This is a genomic window from Caballeronia fortuita, from assembly GCF_001544835.2.
In the GTDB taxonomy this organism is placed as follows: domain Bacteria; phylum Pseudomonadota; class Gammaproteobacteria; order Burkholderiales; family Burkholderiaceae; genus Caballeronia; species Caballeronia fortuita.
The window spans coordinates 465,288-483,751 of sequence record NZ_FCNX02000001.1 but is presented as its reverse complement, the minus strand read 5'-3'; the positions used below and the strand labels follow the sequence as shown (position 1 = coordinate 483,751).

Annotated in this window: 15 protein-coding genes and 1 pseudogene; 3 read left to right on the top strand and 13 right to left on the bottom strand. The window is 62.1% G+C overall.

Annotated elements, in window-relative coordinates:
• Positions 1–512 precede the first annotated feature (512 nt).
• Positions 513–3,794 carry a DEAD/DEAH box helicase gene (locus AWB77_RS02270; protein WP_061132744.1) on the bottom strand — a complete coding sequence of 1,094 codons (3,282 nt, stop codon included), beginning with the start codon at positions 3,792–3,794 and terminating at the stop codon, positions 513–515.
• Positions 3,795–4,063: 269 nt separating this feature from the next.
• Between AWB77_RS02270 and AWB77_RS02265 the strand changes: the two are divergent.
• Positions 4,064–4,663 (top strand): annotated as a pseudogene (locus tag AWB77_RS02265) (ATP-binding protein); the annotation flags it as partial.
• 369 nt (positions 4,664–5,032) lie between these two features.
• Here AWB77_RS02265 and AWB77_RS02260 read toward each other — a convergent pair.
• The gene (locus AWB77_RS02260) at positions 5,033–5,605 is read right to left on the bottom strand and encodes a hypothetical protein (protein WP_082852569.1); all 573 of its coding nucleotides are present in this window, start codon (positions 5,603–5,605) and stop codon (positions 5,033–5,035) included.
• Positions 5,606–5,739: 134 nt separating this feature from the next.
• Here AWB77_RS02260 and AWB77_RS02255 point away from each other — a divergent pair, with 134 nt between their 5' ends.
• Positions 5,740–6,276 carry a peroxiredoxin family protein gene (locus tag AWB77_RS02255; RefSeq protein WP_061132742.1) on the top strand — a complete coding sequence of 179 codons (537 nt, stop codon included), beginning with the start codon at positions 5,740–5,742 and terminating at the stop codon, positions 6,274–6,276.
• 48 nt (positions 6,277–6,324) lie between these two features.
• Here the strand turns inward: AWB77_RS02255 and AWB77_RS02250 are convergent, their stop codons facing one another.
• The 6 genes from AWB77_RS02250 to AWB77_RS02225 form a co-directional block, all read right to left on the bottom strand.
• Positions 6,325–7,668, bottom strand: coding sequence for a sigma-54-dependent transcriptional regulator (locus tag AWB77_RS02250; RefSeq protein ID WP_061132741.1), 1,344 nt, complete (start codon positions 7,666–7,668; stop codon positions 6,325–6,327).
• Between the two features lie 19 nt (positions 7,669–7,687).
• A complete protein-coding gene (locus AWB77_RS02245; RefSeq protein WP_061132740.1) occupies positions 7,688–9,694 on the bottom strand; it encodes a sensor histidine kinase in 2,007 nt (668 codons plus the stop codon).
• Positions 9,695–9,725: 31 nt separating this feature from the next.
• Positions 9,726–11,015, bottom strand: a complete 1,290-nt coding sequence (locus tag AWB77_RS02240) for a dicarboxylate/amino acid:cation symporter (RefSeq protein WP_061132739.1) — start codon at positions 11,013–11,015, stop codon at positions 9,726–9,728.
• Positions 11,016–11,417: 402 nt separating this feature from the next.
• A complete protein-coding gene (lipA, locus tag AWB77_RS02235; protein WP_061132738.1) occupies positions 11,418–12,419 on the bottom strand; it encodes a lipoyl synthase in 1,002 nt (333 codons plus the stop codon).
• Entirely contained in the window at positions 12,416–13,180 is a 765-nt protein-coding gene (lipB, locus tag AWB77_RS02230; RefSeq protein ID WP_244158390.1) for a lipoyl(octanoyl) transferase LipB, read from the bottom strand. Before lipB ends, lipA begins: the two co-directional genes overlap by 4 nt.
• Positions 13,181–13,264: 84 nt before the next feature.
• A complete protein-coding gene (locus tag AWB77_RS02225; protein WP_061132737.1) occupies positions 13,265–13,591 on the bottom strand; it encodes a DUF2917 domain-containing protein in 327 nt (108 codons plus the stop codon).
• 123 nt (positions 13,592–13,714) lie between these two features.
• On the opposite strand from AWB77_RS02225, the gene AWB77_RS02220 reads away from it, so the two are divergent.
• The gene (locus AWB77_RS02220; protein WP_061132736.1) at positions 13,715–14,668 is read left to right on the top strand and encodes a transcriptional regulator GcvA; all 954 of its coding nucleotides are present in this window, start codon (positions 13,715–13,717) and stop codon (positions 14,666–14,668) included.
• Here AWB77_RS02220 and AWB77_RS02215 read toward each other — a convergent pair.
• The 5 genes from AWB77_RS02215 to AWB77_RS02195 all read right to left on the bottom strand — a co-directional run bounded on the left by AWB77_RS02215 (position 14,652) and on the right by AWB77_RS02195 (position 18,414).
• On the bottom strand, positions 14,652–14,960 hold the full coding sequence (locus AWB77_RS02215; protein ID WP_061133128.1) for a DUF493 family protein: 309 nt from the start codon (positions 14,958–14,960) through the stop codon (positions 14,652–14,654). The genes AWB77_RS02220 and AWB77_RS02215 overlap by 17 nt on opposite strands.
• Before the next feature lie 11 nt (positions 14,961–14,971).
• Positions 14,972–15,883 (bottom strand): D-amino acid aminotransferase, encoded by a 912-nt coding sequence (locus AWB77_RS02210; protein ID WP_061132735.1) that lies wholly within the window; start codon positions 15,881–15,883, stop codon positions 14,972–14,974.
• 10 nt (positions 15,884–15,893) lie between these two features.
• Positions 15,894–17,096, bottom strand: coding sequence for a D-alanyl-D-alanine carboxypeptidase family protein (locus AWB77_RS02205; protein WP_061132734.1), 1,203 nt, complete (start codon positions 17,094–17,096; stop codon positions 15,894–15,896).
• Positions 17,097–17,461: 365 nt separating this feature from the next.
• Positions 17,462–18,088, bottom strand: coding sequence for an alpha/beta hydrolase (locus AWB77_RS02200; protein WP_061132733.1), 627 nt, complete (start codon positions 18,086–18,088; stop codon positions 17,462–17,464).
• Entirely contained in the window at positions 18,085–18,414 is a 330-nt protein-coding gene (locus tag AWB77_RS02195; RefSeq protein ID WP_061132732.1) for a (2Fe-2S) ferredoxin domain-containing protein, read from the bottom strand. Before AWB77_RS02195 ends, AWB77_RS02200 begins: the two co-directional genes overlap by 4 nt.
• Positions 18,415–18,464 lie beyond the last annotated feature (50 nt).

The window sequence follows — 18,464 nt, the reverse complement described above, 5'->3', positions numbered from 1 at the left end:
GCTTGGGCAAGGGCGAAATCGAACGACGGCCGCCTACGGGGGATGTGTCGAGCGCGGCAGTTGGCGTCAGGGTAGCAAGATTGCGGGAAAAATGGGCTCACGCAGAAACATCTGAAGGAACTCGCGGGCGTTGACCGCAATGACATCTCCTGGATTGAAGCACCACACGGGCGCGGAACGCCACTTGGGCTTGCGAGGCTCGAAACGTTCGCAGAGGCATTCGGAATCCATCCAGTCGAGCTGCTTCAAAACCGGCGGACGCGCACTCACCTACTAACCATCCATGCGTGCACGACATTTTGCCGCCATCGAAGCAAATCGCGGTTATAGAATTCGGCGCGCGGTGGTAGCAGCCACGGGCGGCTCTTTGCTCGCACAATGACGGTGCGCTCGGACAGATGAAGCAATTCGCCGAGTTGCTGAGGGTCCAGGTACGAGTTGGTGGAGCTTGAGATGGGAAGGTCCATGCAAGCGTCTAGCGTACAAGTCTAAACGCCCTGCGACTTCACCCGTCAGCTTCCGACGAACTCGAAGTCGCAGTCGTACGTGTCGCGAAGGTACAGTTCTGTAACTCCGAGCAGTTCAAGCTGAGCGGGTGTGGCATCGGCGTTCCGGACGCCCGGTTGCACAACGTAGATTTTCAGCGTCAGACGGTTCGAACGGAGTGACTGGCTCATCGTGGAGAGACTTCGCAGGTCTCCACGCTCGAACCTGGTTCGTCCATCGCGCTGACGGCCAACCTCTCTATGCTGGAGATGCCTGAAAAGACGCTCCGGGTCACCCTTCCAATACACGCTGCGCTGCGCTTGGCCGCAAACCACATACAGGTCATCAATTCGCGCGCCAGGCCGGTCGCCGAGCGAATACTTGCAGTGGTATAGAGAGACGTCGATTCTGCCAGGGTGAACCTTCATCGCAACAACATCCGCCATCTCGCCGCTGCCATCGTCGTCGAAAACGATGTCCACCTGGTCGTCACCTTCGAGAGCCATTAGTCTGTCGATAACTCGCTTCTGAATCGAGTCCGCAGCCTTAACGGCGCCCTGTGATTCCTTCCGGATGTTCACTCCCGTCCAATCCCACGCGACAAGACGCTCGCGCTCGTAAACTACTCGACGTTCGGTCGCGGTGAGCGGGAAGAGTTCGTTGTGAACAAGAGTTGCGCCGTTGGCGAAGTAGAGCGTCGGCGGCTCCGCGCGAAGCCAATCGTCGAGACGTTCGCGCTTGCGCCCCACTACCACGTACGCAGCGGTCCCTTCAACGAGCACGTAGTTGACGTCGTCGGCAAAGAACCGCACCTCGTATGTTGACTCCCCGCCTGGGGTTCGAAGCTTGAAGCGCAACGGCCCGTCTGCCGGCGTCGGCTCAGGCTCGAGGTCAACGTCGTAGAGTGCACTCACCACGCCGCCGATATCTATGTCGACAGCGTCCTCGCGCCGATGGAGCATCTCCTCGCTCCAGTTGACTGCGATGAGGACAGATGCCGGCCGGGCAGTAACCTGCTCCGGTATCACGACGTTCCTGAAAATCTCCTCAGTGGAAATATTTGGGTCCGTCAGCTTGGCCCCGACCTCGTGACACCATTCCACCCACTTCGCAAGGTCGTAAGCAACGCGTTGCGACCAGAGTCGTCCCTTTTGCGAACAGCCCACTGAAACCTTGTCGCCGCGCTCATAGCCGCGACCAAACAGATTTGATTTCGCGCGGTTCTGGCGCATCGCCGCGACGAGCGCGGGGCCCACATCGGCGCCCGAGTACATCGAAAACTGGACCGCCTTGCTGATGACGTGCCGCAACCCGAGGTTCTGAATAAGAAAGCGATTCACGCCATGGAGCGATTTGAAAATCTGTTCGCCGCGAATAAGCGTCGCATCGGCGCCGCAGACGGCTCGCGCGAGTTCCTCATGCACGCTCGAGTTGTCGGAGCTGTTGATGAAAAGCAACCGCTGCTCCTCGCTCCAGTGAAGAACGAACACGTTCCACGTCGTGTTCTTCAGGTCGCGAACATCGCCCCACGCCACTTGCTCCTGGTCCTTAGTCACAAAGACAACGACGTGCTCGCCCGGATTATGGAACGGACCCGCGAACATGCGAGCAGGTTTAATCGCACGCCCTATCCGGTCCGGGTCCCAAGCAGCCCCGGTTCGGAACACCACCGCGCTCATCTTGGGCGCGATGTTTTGGAGCGCAATCTGCGGTGCCGACTCCCTGAAGCCCTCTAGGAATTCGGACCGTCGGATTTCATCTTCGGTCGCGCCCTCGCTCAAAACGCGCAGCAGGTCATTCCATTCTGCGTCTTCGGCGTATAAATCCCGAAGCCGCTCGCCAACTTCGACATCTGCAATATTCGCTACAACTGTCGCATCGCCGATATTGGTTGTGGAGGTTCTGGTAAATCGCCCGGTGAATTGCAGTGTAATCGCGAGGCTCTTATGCATGTCGTGCAAAGCGGCGACTTTCAACTGCGGCATATCAAAGCCCTCGCCGAGCATATCGACGCAGACGATGACTCGAGATTCATGTGCTCGCAGTGATTGCAGAGCCGTTCGCTTTTCGACGGCGGTTTGCCGGCTGTGGACAATCAGAGGATTGAGGTCCGCGGCATGTCGACGGTAAAGCGCGTGCAGGTCTTCGGCTCGCTTAATCGAATGAACGCGCGCCATCAATATGTGGTCTAGATTTGCCGCCAAATCTTCGCGGAGCGAAGCGAGCGCCCGCTCCATGATTTTTAGGTCGGAGCGCTCGTTGTTGTATTCAATGACAGGGCGGAAGTTTATGGGTCGGAAGTAACCTTCAGTTTGCGCACGCCGCAGCGGATAATTGAATATGACTTTGCCATCGACCAACTTTCCGTCAGTGCGGAACGGCGTTGCGGTGAATTGCAGAACCGGCTTATCAACAAACAGGTCACGAAATCCGGTCCATGTCGTCGCCGATACGTGATGCGCCTCGTCGATGAAGACATGACTTGCCCAATCCGCGATTACAGCCCTGTGGCTGGCTCGACTGTTAGCAGCAATACTCATCGTCGCGACAACGACGTTGCAGCGATTCAGGAGGCTCTGAAGGGCTCCAGCGTCCTTTGGCATCTTCTTCAGATACCCGACGACGGGAAACATCGCCGATTCCGAGACGATTCCGAACCGCTTCAGCCATCCGAGACTGACAAATTTGGAGCCAATCTGTTCTCGAAGCGCATCGCTCGGAACCAAAACCAGCAGTCGCGGGATTCGCTGCGCGATTAGCAATGCAAGCATTGTCTCAGTTTTACCCGTCCCTGTTGGCATTACCACGGTGGCCGGCTTCGACGAAGCTCGCCAATGACCGAGGGCGCAATAAAGAGCGCCAATCTGCGGCGGCCGGAGACCCGGAATAGCCGAGCCGTCGGCTTCGACGCGTTCCTCTTTGAAGCTGAAAACGTCTTTCCAACTGTCAACAACGTCGGCAGTTCGGAGCGCGCTTTGCTCTACGGGCTCATCTCCAATATTAAGTGGCTTTGGGTAAGCCCAGCGCGTCGCTATCTGAGAAAAGTCCCAATTGGAATAAGCGGTGGGTAGCTCGTCGGTATCAGGGAGGAGCAAGACACGGTCAATACCGGCGGGAGGCGGAATGGATTTCAGTGCGACAGCGATTCGCTTGCCGCCGAAGTCGTCAAGCACAAGATGACTGCGGCCCTCAGTTATCGAAACCTCGCGCTGTATTTCGCTGGCTTCAAGTTGAGTTACTCGGTTGCCGTCGACTAGCGTGTGAACAACGTAAGTTACCGGAACAGTGACCTGTTTCGTGAACGCCATGCCGCCCCCGGGATTGGCCTTTTATGGGTTTTCTGTGTTTGCTGAACAGCGCTCAATTATGCCAGTGGAGGCAGGAGGTTGGCATCGGAGACTGGCACGACTCCTGACTAAACGGTTGCGCAAACCCGAATGGAATGAAATTGAAAGTTTTGTAACAGTGCTCGCCGTTGTTTCGCATTATGAAATCATAATGCGTAAACCGAAAACCTTTACGGCTTGAGAGGTCCTCGCTGCGCTTGGATTGACAACGGAGCAACGTAAAAAGCTAACTGCCTGAATTCGACAGGAAAGTGCTCGAAACCCTGCGCGAGCCGCTGGAAGTCGGCCAGATCACCATTTCGCGCGCCGCGCAGCAGGCGGACTTTCCGGCGGCGTGCCAACTCGTCGCCGCGATGAACCCGTGCCCGCGCGGCTGGCGCGGCGATCCGGGCGGACGTTGCCGCTGCTCGCCGGATGTGGCCGCGCGCTATCTGCGCAAGCTGTCGGGGCCGTTGATGGACCGCATCGACATACAGATCGAGTTGCCGGCGCTGTCGCCCGCGGAATTGTCGGCGCGTGGTGTGGAGCGCGGCGAATCGAGCGCGGTCGTCGCGGCGCGCGTCGCGGCGGCCCGCGACATTCAGACGCAGCGTCAGGGCAAGATCAATCGCAATCTCGATGGCCGCGAAGCCGACGAAGTCTGCCGCCCCGATGCTGCGGGCGAAGCGCTGTTGCGCGCCGCGGGCGAACGCTTCGGCTGGTCGGCGCGCGCTTACTATCGCGTGCTGAAGGTCGTGCGGACGATCGCGGATCTGGCTGGCGCCGATAAGCCCGACGCGTCCCATGTCGCCGAGGCCGTTCAATACCGGCGGGCGCTGACAACCGCCTGAGGCCAGCGCAGGCGCGCGTTGGTCCCGGCTCTGCTGGACGGAAAAATGCTTGTCAATACACACTGAAGCGATCCGGGGCATGTCATCCTCTGATCAAACCCCGGTTTTGAGCGCGTTTTACAGATCATTGATTTTATTGAATTATTTAACTTGCCGCGAACGAAGGCAAACTAAGGTAAACCGCATGACATGGGCTTTTGAGCGCTGGCGCACACTCTTTTCCACACAGTTATCCACAGACATTGTGGATAGTGCAAAAAGTCCATACGAATCCGTGTATTAGCGCGTTAACTTACGACGGAACTTCGCTTTGATCAGACAGACTAAAACGCCTTTTAAGTCAGCGCCTGCAGAATTCGAGGGCTTACTCTAAAAAAGTTTGAAGGACATGAAGAATTGGTCCGCCTGCTCGCGCGGCGGCGTCTTGTCCGACACGATCGCAAGTTGATAAACATGCGCGCCGCGCGCGACGAAGCGCGCGTGGATCGTGCGCGACTCGCGCTTGTCGCCGCCTGCGCCCTTGACCTCGATCTCGCTGCCCAGCACGCGCCCGCCTGCGGCGAGGTCGATCTGCGTGGCGCGCGCGTCGGGTGTCGCGTTCACGTTGCGCGCGAGCCCTTGCTGCAGGAAATCGAGCGTCGCGCGCTGTAGCTGAGGGTCGGCGCTTGGCAGCACGACGGTGCCGACGGCAAACACGGCGTCGCCGGCTTCGGCGGTCTGCATGCGCATCGTCATCGATCGGCCGGCGATTTCGATCTTGCGCTCGTCGGAACGCGGCTTCGCGGGCAGCGTGACTTCGTAGCCGTCGTCGTTGTTCATGATCGTGCGCCAGTCGTACGACGGCGTGCATGCGAGCAGCGCGCCGCACGCGATCGACGCACAGACCAGTCTGCGGGCAGGGACAATCTTCGGAAGAGAAAACACGGAAAAAACTCGCTTCATGACGGACCGCTGCGTGAAAAGCGTCATTATCGCGCTGCAATGCCGGGCTTATCGGCGCGTCACGAACTCATCCCGAAATTGGCGCTAAAATACGCGGCAGTCTCCGTTCGCCGGAGAGCCATTCGAGGTTCGCCATGTCCCAAGCCACGCAAGATTCAACCACGCGCGTCAAAAGCCCGCTGCGCTATATCGTCATGGCGCTCGTCGCGGGCGTGATCGCCTGCACCGGGTATTTCGCCTTCGGTGGCCAGCAGAAAGTGCCAGACGCGACCTTCACGCTGCTTTCGGGACAGAAGATTTCCACGTCGGGCGATCTGAAGGGCAAGGTCTATCTCGTCAATTTCTGGGCGACGAGCTGCGAAACCTGCATGAAGGAAATGCCCCAGATGATCGACACGTACAACAAGTTCAAGAGCCGCGGCCTGGAATTCGTCGCGGTCGCGATGAACTACGATGCGCCGATGTACGTCAACAATTACGCGCAAACTCGCAACCTGCCGTTCAGGGTTGCGATGGACGACGGCAGCGCCGCGAAGCAGTTCGGCAACGTGCAACTCACGCCGACGACCTTCGTCATCGACAAGAACGGCAAGATCCTGAAGCGCTATGTCGGCGAGCCGACGTTCGCGGAACTGGATCAACTGCTCGACAAGGCGCTCGGTTCGGCCTGAGCGCCTTGGAATCCGAAAGAAACCCGCTGGCGAAAACCAGCGGGTTTTTTATCGCTCGGCGGAATCGCCCTTCACGACGATTCCGTATCGCTTGATCTTCTCGTACAAGGTCGCCTTGCCGAGTTGCAGACGATCCGCCGCTACCGCGACCGCACCGCCGCACTGCTCCAGCGCCTGCCCGATCACCGCGCGTTCGAACTGCTCGGTGCGTTCCTTCAGCGATTGCGTCGATGTATCGAGCGCCGCGGCCGCGCCGCTGTCGTCGAGAATGCCGAGCACCATGCGATCCGCCGCGTTGCGCAGCTCGCGCACGTTGCCGGGCCAGTCGCGCTGCATCAGTTCGGCGCGCTGACGATCCGTGATGAGTGGCGCGGGCCGCTCGTAGCGCACGGCGGCATCGAGAAGAAAATGTTCGAAGAGCGGCACGATGTCCTCGCGACGCTCGTTTAGCGGCGGCAGCGTGATCGTCACCACGTTGAGGCGATAGAGCAGGTCGCGCCGGAACGTGCCATCGGCGACATGCTCGTTCATGTCGCCCTTCGCCGCCGCGACGACGCGCAGATTCGCGCGCACCGGCTGATTCGAGCCGAGCCGCTCCAGCACGCCGTCCTGCAGCACGCGCAGCAGCTTCACCTGCAACGACAGCGGCATGCTCTCGATTTCATCGAGAAAGAGCGTGCCGCCCGACGCATGCTCCAGCTTGCCGATGCGCCGCTTCTGCGCGCCGGTGAACGCGCCCGCCTCGTAGCCGAACATCTCCGATTCGAACATCTGCTCCGGCAGCGCGCCGCAATTCACCGCGATGAACGGCTTGTCGCGACGCGGCGACATGTCATGCAGACTGCGCGCGATGAGTTCCTTGCCCGCGCCCGTATCGCCGTTGATGAGCACGGAGGCGTCCGTCGGCGCGACGTTCGCGATCAGCCGCCGCACCTGTTCGATCGCGAGACTGCGCCCGATGATGCGGCTCTGCCCGGCGCCCGCCAATTCCCGCCGCAACGCCTGATTCTCCAGCACGAGCTTGCGGCGCTCCAGCGCGCGGCGCACCGCTTCGATCAGCCGCTCGGACGCGAACGGCTTCTCGATGAAGTCGTAGGCGCCGTCGCGCATCGCCTGCACGGCCATCGAAATGTCGCCGTGGCCGGTGACGAGAATCACCGGCACTTCGGGCGCGCGCTCGCGGCATTGCGCGAGCAGGTCGAGACCGCTCGCGCCGGGCAGGCGGATGTCGCTCACGATCACGCCGGGAAAATTCGCGTCGATGGCGCGCGCGGCAGATTCCACGCTGCCGTGGCCGGTCACGTCGAAACCCGCGAGTTGCAGGCTCTGCACGCTCGCGCGTCGCACGAGTTCGTCGTCCTCGATGAAGATCACCTGCAAACCGGTGGTCATGTCTTGCCTCTGCAAAGTGTTACGCGCGCCTCAACGTGAGCACGAATTCCGCGCCGTGCGATTGATCGGCGTCGGCCTGCGTGCCGCCTTCCGGACCGTCCGCGACGATCGGCGCCTCGCGATTGCGCGCGACCAGCGTGCCGCCGTAATCGCGCGCGATCGCCGACGAAATCGCGAGACCCAGCCCCAGTCCCTGCCCCATTTCCTTCGTCGTGAAGAACGGCTCGAAGAGGCGCGGCAGCGCGTCGGCGGGAACGCCTGGACCATTGTCGCGCACGACGAGTTCGATCGTGTCCGCGTACGTATTTAGTTCGATGACGATGCGCGGCTTGTCGCACGACGCGACCGCATCGAGCGCATTGCCGATAAGGTTGATGAACACCTGCTCCAGCCGCAGATCCTCGCAGCGCACGAACACGGGCGCGCTGCCTTCGACGAGCGCCGGCGCGATATCGACGGCGACGTTCTTCATGCGCGGACGCAGCATCGAGAACACTTGCCGCAGCGCCCGCGCGACGTCCGCACGCGCGTTCTTCGGCCGCGCCTTCGTGACGAACAGCTTCAACTGGTTCGTGATGTTGCCCATGCGCTCGGTCAGCGACGCGATCGCTTCGAGATTCTCGCGCGCCGCCGCCTGATCGCCGCGATCGATCAAGACGCGCGTGTTGTCGGAGAAACTGCGCAGCGCGGCGAGCGGCTGATTCAGTTCGTGCGTGATGCCCGCCGCCATCTGGCCGAGCGCGGCGAGCTTGCTCGCCTGAATCAGTTCGTCGTGCGCGGCGCGCAAGTCCTGCTCCGCGCGCGTGCGCTCGTTCACTTCCTTCGTAAGCTGCGCGTTCGCTTCCGACAGGTCCGCCGTGCGCTCCGCGACGCGCTGATTCAGTTCGGCGTAGGCCGTCTGCAACATCTCGCGGCTGCGGATCATTTCCCGCACGCGCGCACGGCGCATGCGCCAGTAGAACGCGAGCAGGCACAGCGAGACGAAGACGAGCGCGGTGACGATGACCGCGTTCTGCGCGCCGCTCTCGACGGGATCGAGCGCGGCCATCGTGATGAGTTGCCAGTCGGGTTCGCCGATCGAACGATGTGTCGCAAGGAACGCCGGCGCATGACGTCCGTCGCGGCCGCCGCCGCCCACGCGCACGATCTGCGCGCCGCCTTCGAGCGTCTTCACGATGGTCATCGGCAGCGGCGTGATCGCCTGCTGCGCGTACTGGCGCGTCGCATAGACGGACGCCTCGATGTTCTGCGGCAGCGGCCGCACCGTGTGATATTTCCACGCGGGCACCGACGAGAGAAAGATGACGCCGTGATCGTCGGTGACGATGAGCGGCTCGGACGCATCCGCGCCCTGGAGCCATTCGAGATTCAGCTTCACGACCGCGACGCCGATAATCTCTTTCGTGCCCTCGCGCTCGTTTTCCCGATACACGGGCTGCGAGATGTAGTAACCCGGTTCGATCGAGATCGTGCCGATGCCGAAGAACCGGCCGACGCCGCCTTTCATCGCGTCGATGAAATACGGCCGGAAGTTGTAGTCCACGCCGACGAAGCTGTCCGCCGCGTTCCAGTTGCTCGCCGCAACGGCGATGCCGTTCGCGCGGATCAGATACGTGACGGTGGCGTGGGCGCGCGCGTTGAGGTCTTCGAGATAGCGGTTCGCGCGCGCGACGTTCGCCTGATCCGGATGATCGAGCGCGTTCTGCACGACCGGATGCCGCGACAACAAATAAGGCAGATATTCGTAGCGGTCGAGCGTGCTCTTGAGCGTATTCGTCGTGCGATCGACACGCGCGGCGGCGTTGAGCCGGAGTTCGTCGATGCCGCTTTGCCACGCGATATGCCACGTGAGCGCGCAGCACGCCGCGAGCGCGGCGAGAAGCGCGAAGAACATGACGATGCGGCGCGACACGTGAGCAGATTCCCGCGAAAGAGGATCTGCCATTGTGTCATAGGCTTCGCGCTTGTCAGGCGCCGGAACCGAACGCGGCGAAGCACCCGCAGACCGAGGCTTCGCCGCTTGCATGATCGCTTCCGCTTTCCGCTTGCCGTGCGACTTACACCGACTTTGCTTCTTCGGTGTCGGTCACGTCGACATCGCGCGAGAGCGCCGCGCGCAGCTTGTTGCGATCCAGCTCCTTCTCCCATGCCGACACGACGACCGTCGCCACGCCGTTGCCGACGATGTTCGTCAGCGCGCGGCATTCCGACATGAAGCGGTCGATGCCGAGAATCAGCACCATGCCCGCGAGCGGAATCGTCGGCACGACGGCGAGCGTCGCGGCCAGCGTGATGAAGCCCGCGCCGGTCACGCCGCTCGCGCCCTTCGACGTGAGCATCGTCACCGCGAGCAGCGTCAACTGCTGGCCCCACGAGAGGTCGGTGTTCGTCGCCTGCGCGATGAACAGCACGGCCATCGTCATGTAGATGTTGGTGCCATCGAGGTTGAACGAGTAGCCGGTCGGCACGACGAGGCCCACGACCGAGCGCGAGCAGCCGAGCTTTTCGAGCTTGAGCATCAGTTGCGGGAGCGCCGCTTCCGAGGACGACGTGCCGAGCACGATCAGCATTTCTTCCTTGATGTACGCGACGAACTTCAGGATGTTGAAGCCGACCATGCGCGCGATCGCGCCGAGCACGACGACAACGAAGACGATCGAGGTCAGATAGAACGTGCCGATGAGCTTGAGCATCGGCAGCAGCGAGCCGATGCCGTATTTGCCGATGGTGAACGCCATTGCGCCGAACGCACCGATCGGCGCGAGCTTCGTGATGATGCCGACCATGCCGAACAGAATGCTCGACAGCCCTTCGATGAACGTCGTCACCACCTTGCCGCGCTCGCCGATATGCGCGAGCACCGCGCCGAAGAGCAGCGCGATTAGCAGGATCTGGAGGATTTCACCCTGCGCGAACGCCGAAACCAGCGTGTCGGGAATGATGTGCAGGAAGAAGTCGACCGTGCTCTGGCCATGCGCCTTGGTCGCGAAGGAATCGACGGCCTTGTGGTCGAGCGTCGACGGATCGACGTTGAAGCCGACGCCGGGCTTCAGGATGTGCGTCGCGGCGAGGCCGAGGACCAGCGCGAACGTCGACACGATTTCGAAGTACAGGAGCGCCTTGCCGCCGACGCGCCCGACCTTCTTCATGTCTTCCATGCCGGCGATGCCGGTCACAACGGTACAGAAGATGATCGGCCCGATGACCATCTTGATGAGCTTGATGAACGCGTCGCCGAGCGGCTTCATGTCGGTGGCGAGCGCGGGATAGAAGTGCCCGAGCGCGATGCCGATGATGATGGCCGCGATCACCTGCACGTACAGGACTTTATGGAGTGGTTTTTTCACGATGTTTCCAGGCAAAAACAAGCAGTTGGCGGAGGTACGGCCAGCGGCGAGCCTTGACGCGGTGCGAGCGTGTTGGGCACGTCTGAGCGCGTCGATCGAGCGATAGCCGCTTCGTCGACGGATCAGGGACGTTTGGATGCGAGAGGGGTCATCGGCTTGTCTCCTTGACTTTTATGGGCGGCTCGTGGGCCGTGCCTTAGTTATTGCAAGGGGAATGCCAGCTTGCACACCGGCTTAAGTCGATGATTTTACGAACGTTTTTCTAGTGTCACGCGGCGCGGTATCCGAGATTCCGGAAATCCGGAATGCGGGCGTCCGAGGTTCCGGACGCGCGCGAGACGCCTTGAAAACAAAAAACCCACCGTTACCGGTGGGTTTCGTTCGCCAGGCACAAGAACCGCGTCAAACCACGCCCGCTCCGTGCGCTTGCACATCCGCGTGATAGCTCGAACGCACCATCGCGCCGACGGCCGCATGCGTGAAGCCCATCTTGTACGCCTCTTCCTCGTACATCTTGAAGGTATCCGGATGCACGTAAGCCCGCACCGGCAGATGATGCTCCGACGGCTGGAGATACTGCCCGATCGTCAGCATGTCCACATCGTGCGCGCGCAGATCGCGCATCACCTGAAGAATTTCCTCTTCCGTTTCGCCGAGACCGACCATCAGCCCCGATTTCGTCGCGACTTCCGGATGCAGCGCCTTGAAGTCCTTTAGCAACTTCAGCGAATGGTGATAATCGGAACCCGGGCGCGCTTCCTTGTAGAGACGCGGCACCGTTTCGAGATTGTGATTCATCACATCGGGCGGAGCGGCCGTCAGAATGCCGATCGCGCGATCCAGCCGGCCGCGGAAATCCGGCGTCAGGATTTCGATGCGCGTTTCCGGCGAATGCTCGCGAACTTGCTTGATGCACTCGACAAAATGCGCCGCGCCGCCATCGCGCAGATCGTCGCGATCGACGGACGTAATCACAACGTACTTCAGCTTCAGCGCGCCGATCGTGCGCGCGAGATTCAGCGGCTCGTCTGCGTCGAGCGGATCGGGCCGGCCGTGGCCGACGTCGCAGAACGGGCAGCGGCGCGTGCACTTGTCGCCCATGATCATGAACGTCGCGGTGCCCTTGCCGAAGCATTCGCCGATGTTCGGGCAGCTCGCTTCCTCGCACACCGTGTGCAGGCTGTGCTCGCGCAGGATCTTTTTGATCTCGTTGAAGCGCGAGTTGCCGGTCGCGGTGCGCACGCGGATCCATTCCGGCTTCCTCAGCTTTTCGATCGGAATGACCTTGATCGGAATGCGCGACGTCTTCGCTTGCGCCTTCTGCTTGGCGGTGGCGTCGTAAGCGGTGGGCGACGAAGCAGAAGCGGCGGTATCGCCAGCCAGGTTTGCGGTTGCGTCAGTCATTCGGTCGATCCGGTTGTTGCAGCGGCAATTGCGGGGAGGCCGCCGATTTGATGTGCCAGCCGTTCGGCCAGCACGAGAGCTACGTCGCGCCAGTCGGCCGCGACGCCGAGCGTCGCCATGTCGACCGTTTCGAGCCCCGCGTAGCCGCACGGGTTGATGGCGAGGAACGGCTGCAAGTCCATGCGGACATTGAGGCTCACGCCGTGATAACTGCAGCCGTTGCGAATCTTGAGTCCGAGCGCGGCGATCTTCGCGCCTTCGTGCGCCTGCATACGATCGTTCACGTCCTGAGGATGCCGCGCCACGTAGATGCCGGGCGCGCCGGCCTTGCGGTCCGTCGCGAGATTATACGTCGCGAGGGTTTCGATCACGGCCTCTTCGATGCGCCGTACCAGCTCGCGCACCATCAGCTTGCGTCGGCGCAGATCGATCAGCAGATAAGCGACGATCTGCCCCGGCCCGTGATACGTGATCTGTCCGCCGCGATCCACCTTGACGAGCGGAATGCCGCTTTCGGTCAGCAGCAGATGCGCCGGATCGCCCGCAAGACCGAGCGTGAAGACCGGCGGATGCTCGACGAGCCAGATTTCGTCCTGCGTTTCCGGCGTGCGGGCGTCGGTGAAGGCGCGCATCGCGTCGAAACTGTGGCTGTACGGTTCGAGGCCGCGCCAGCGCAACGCGACCGGAAAGTCACCGGAACTGAGCACGGTGCCGGGCGCGTCGTGGGTTTGGTGTGGGACTGCGAGCGGTATGGCGGACATGGTGACGGTAGTTTACCGAAATAGGCCCATGCCCGCCGATGGTGAATTCTCATGCCTCCGATGGCAATTTCGAATAGTTGCCGCTCAGACGGTCCGCCAGCCGGCGCGCAGCCGCAGCGCAAGGCGCTCGATGCGCGTCGAAAGCCAGTGAATCGCGCGCTCGTCGCAACGCGGCAGAATCGTGAAGACGACATAGGCCGGACGGTCGCCTTCGACGGAGAGCCAGAGCCGCTCGCGTTCGCGCAGCCGCAGCTTGTCGCCGGGCACGAGCCAATAGTCCTCGATGTCGTTGCTGCGCGTCGCCCAGACCGGGCTGCCGTGAACCATGAGCCGCGTGCCGCGCGCGATCCGCATGGGCACGGTTTCGCCGGGCTTGATTTCGAAGGTGACGCTTGTTGATATTTCTCGCATGATCCACTCCGCCAGAGGAACGTTTCGATGACTACAATCCTAGGCGTGGCAAGGCATCAGGCAAAACGATCAATTTTCACGGCTATGTGAGCCATATTGACAACGACACCGCCGACATCGCACATGGACCTCCGCCAGCTTCCCGCGCTCAACGCGCTGCGCGCCTTCGAGGCCGCCGCCCGACACGAAAGCTTTTCCCGCGCCGCCGACGAGCTTTTCGTCACGCACGGCGCGGTCAGTCATCAGATTCGCGCGCTCGAGTCGGAGCTCGGCGTGTCGCTGTTCGCGCGCGACGGCAAACGCGTGCGCCTCACCGATCGCGGCAAGCAATACGCCGCCGAAGTGCGCGCGGCGCTCGTCGCGCTCGCCGAATCGACGCGGCGCATCCGTTCGGGCGATCGCGACCGCCGACTGATCGTGTCGACGATTCCGTCGTTTTCCGCGCGCTGGTTGACGCCGCGCGTGGGCAGATTCATCGAGCGGCACGCGGACGTCGATCTGGAACTGCTGACGACCGCGTCGCTCATCGACTTCAATCGCGACGATGCGGACGTGGCGCTGCGCTTCGGCTACGGAAAATACGCGGGTCTGCACACGGAAGAACTGCTCGACGAAGTGTTTTTCCCGGCGTGCGCGCCGAATTTTCGCGGCGGCCAGTTGCCGCGCGTGCCACGCGATCTCGCAACGCTGCCGCTTCTGCGCTCCGACGACGAACTCTGGCGCCCCTGGTTCGACGCGGCCGGACTCGCCGATCTGCCCGAGCCGAAGCGCGGCGTCTTGTATGAGGATTCGTCGAATCTGCTGCAGGCGGCGATCGACGGTCAGGGCATCGCGCTCGTGCGCCGTTCGCTCGCGATGCAGGAAATCATCGCAGGCCGGCTCGTGCGGCTTTTCAACGTGGACGGCCCGAGCCCGTGGAAGTACTACTTCGTGTGCCCGGCGGCGCTGCTTCAGACGAAGCGCGTGCAGGCATTCAGGGAATGGATTTTCGAGGAAGCGGAGCAGTTCAGACTGCTCTACGAGCGCACGCCGGCAGTGTGCGATGCGCCCGCAGGCAAGGTCAAAGCACTACCTTGACCATCGGATGGCCGGTGAGCGCGCGATAGATGTCGTCCAGATGCGCGCGATTCTGCGCGCGCACGGTGCACGTGAGGCCGGTGTAATTGCCGCCGGAAGACGGCCGCGATTCCACGCGCGATGCGTCGAAATCCTGGTCGAACTGCTTGAGCACGCCAACGATCGTGTCGTGGAAATCCGGGTGCGTCTTGCCCATCACCTTGATCGGGAAATCGCAGGGGAAATCGAACAGTTCGTCGGTGCTGTGCTTCGCGCTGTCGGTCGGATCGGTGGATTGTGGCTTGTCGGTCATGATTCTCTCCTTCACTTGCCGCGCTTCGCCTCATCGGCGAACGCGCGCGCTTTCGCCCGCTGATAGGCGTCGTACAGTGCAGCATAGACCGGACCGGGGCGGCCGTCGCCGACGCGCTCGCCGTCGAGCGTCGTGATCGGCATGACTTCTTTCGTCGCGGAGCTGATCATGATTTCGTCGGCCGAACGCAATTCGGCTTCGGTGATGTCGCGCTCTTCGAACGCGATGCCCGTCTCGCGCGCCAGTTCCTCGATGAGACCGTAGCGGATGCCTTCGAGAATGCGCGGTCCGCGCGGCGCGCCCAGCAGCGTGCCGCCCTTCACGATCCACACGTTCGACGACGATCCTTCCGTCAGCAAGCCGTCGCGCAACTGAATGGTTTCGAGCGCATCGTTTTCGGCGGCGTGCTGCGCCATCAGCACGTTGCCGAGCAGCGAGATCGATTTGATATCGCAATGTAGCCAGCGTTTGTCTTCGGCGGTGACGGCGACCGCGCCGCGCGCGCGATCCGCCGCGCTCGGCAGAACGAGCTGGCCGAGCATCGCGAAGACCGTCGGCGTGATGCCAGCGGGGAACGCGTGCCCGCGCCGCTTCCCGACGCCGCGCGTCACCTGGATATACACGAGCGCGTCGCCGTGACCGGCGTTCTCCGCGATGACGCGATCGATCAGCGCGCGCCAGCCGGCGTCATCGAACGGATTGTCGATGCGAATCTTGCCGAGACTGCGCGCGAGCCGTGCAAGGTGCTGCCCAAGGCGAAACGGCAGGCGCGCGCCGTCGGCTTGCGCGTAGAGCGGCACGACTTCATAGACGCCGTCGCCGAAGATGAAGCCGCGGTCGAGCACGGGAATGCGCGCTTCGGAAAGCGGTCCCCACTCGCCGTTGAGATAGACCGTCGGATCGAATGCTTCGGCTTGGCTCATCGAACGCTCCTTACTTGCGCTTTTGCCACCACAGCAGCGCCGAATCCCACAGGCGGCCGAAGATACCCGCTTCCGGCACGTCCTGCAGCGCGACGAGCGGGAATTGCGCGACTTCCTTGCCGTCCGCGACCATCTTGACGGTGCCGATCTGCTGGCCCTTCTTGATGGGCGCGACGAGCAGGTTGTCGTGCGTGACGGCCGGCTTGACCTTGTCGCCCAGACCCTTTGGCACGGTGATGTATTGATCCGTCGCGACGCCCGCCTGCACGTTGTCGGCGGCGCCCTTGTAGACGCGCGGCGAATCGATCACCTGATTGGCCTTGTACAGCCGCAGCGCGTCGTACGCGGTGTAGCCGTAGTTCAGCATCTTCAGGCTGTCCTGCACGCGGTTGTGCTCTTTCGGCTCGCCCATCATCACCGCGACGAGGCGGCGGCTCGCGTCCGGCACGCCAAGCAGCGAGCGCTTCGCGGTCGCGATCAGGCAGTAGCCCGCGGCTTTCGTGTGGCCGGTCTTCAGACCGTCGACGGTCGGATCGAGCCACAGCAGGCGATTGCGGTTCGGCTGCTTGATCTTGTTGTACGTGAAGTCCTTCACCGAGAAGATGCTGTAGTACTCGGGGAAGTCGCGGATCAGGCGTGTGGACAGCACGGCGAGATCGCCCGCGGTCGTGTAATGCTGCGGATCGGGCATGCCGTTCACATCGGCGTAATTCGTGTGCGTCATGCCGATGCGCTTCGCCGCCGCGTTCATCAGCGTGACGAAGTTGCCTTCGCTGCCGCCGACGAGTTCCGCGAGCGCGATGGCCGCATCGTTGCCCGACTGGACGATCATGCCGTACACGAGATCGTGCACGGTGACCGGCTTGTTCGCTTCGATGAACATGCGCGACTCGTCCGTGCGCACGCGGCGCACGGCCTCGCTCGGCATGACGGTCTGATCCATGTTGATCTTCTTCGCCTTCAACGCATCGAAGACGAGATAGGCGGTCATCAGCTTCGTGAGCGATGCGGGCTCGACGCGCTCATCGGGATTGCCCGACGCGAGCACCTGATTGCTGGTGGCGTCGACGAGCACCCATGAACGGGCCGTCACATCGGGCGGCGCAACCTGCGCGAACGCGCTCGCTGCGGCCAGCACAGCGGGCAGAACGAAAGCGGCTTTTGCGGAAACGGAAACAGAAGGGAAAGACAAGCCGGAAGGGACAAAGCGCATAGGATCGATCGGCGGAAAAAGCTCGCTGCGACGATGACGATCGGGGATCGGATGATCGGCGAAGCACGGGTTGAACAGGCTGACCGTCGCTGCCGGTCGGGCTTTCGCCAGGACAGCGGCACGCGCGGCGCCGCGGCGAAAAGCGCTCGTTCGACAGACGGACGCGAAAACGGTTCTCAGAAGCCGGAGTTTCGACGGCCGCGATACGTTCGAAGCGGCGTCGCACGGCCGGAAACGGTGAAAAAATTCTGCGCCATTATACGCGCGGCCCGCTTCCGTTTTCCTTGGAATCTGCGCGCTTGCCGCTCGTTTTAACGTTTTTCAGGCTGCGCTTAGCCGGTTTTACCGGTCGATGAGCGAAAAGCTCAACGCCACGCGTCGACGATCACGCGCTTGAGAATATGCAGCTTGCGGTGAAAGAAATGCTCGCCGCCCGGAATCACTACGACGGGAAGTTCCTGCGGCCGCGCCCAGTCGTAGACGGACTGAATGGGCACGGTGTCGTCGACTTCGCCGTGGATCACGAGCGTCGTGTCAGGCACGGGCGCGACTTCCCAGCGGCTCGCCGCCGTGCCGACGAACACCATGCGCTCGATCTCCTTGCCCGCGTCGCGCATGCGCTTCGCGACGTGCGACAGCACGAAGGTGCCGAACGAGAAGCCCGCGAGCACGATGGGCGCATCGGCCTGGCCGGGTTGCGTGCGCATGTGGTCGATGACCGCGAGCAGGTCGTCCTGTTCGCCGATGCCATTGTCGTGCTCGCCGCCCGTCTGCCCGACGCCGCGAAAGTTCGAGCGATACGTCGTGTAGCCGAGCTGGACGAACGTGCGGGCGAGCGTCTGCGCGACCTTGTTGTCCATCGTGCCGCCGAAAAGCGGATGCGGATGCGCGACGAGCGCGATGCCGCGCGGCGCGCTGTCGGTCTTGTCGAGCGCGCATTCGATCTTGCCGGCAGAACCGTCGATCAGAAATTTTTCGGTTTGCGCGTTCATGCGGGCTGATCGATCAGAAGACGTTCGACGATTTTGCCGTTGGCCAGATGCGAATCCACGATTTCGTCGATGTCGGTTTCATCGACATACGTGTACCACGTGCCTTCCGGATACACGACCACGACCGGCCCCTGCTCGCAGCGGTCGAGACAGCCGGCCTTGTTGATGCGCACGTTGCCTTCGCCCGCGAGGCCGAGTTTCTTCACGCGTTTCTTGGCGTGTTCCTGCATGGCCTGCGCGTTGCAGTTCGCGCAGCTCGGGCGCGTGGCGTCGGCCTCGCGCTGATTCAGGCAGAAAAACACATGGTACTTGTAGAAGGAATCCATGACTTCCGTGCGATGAGAGTGTCGGTCGATTATAGCCAGCGATGTTCATG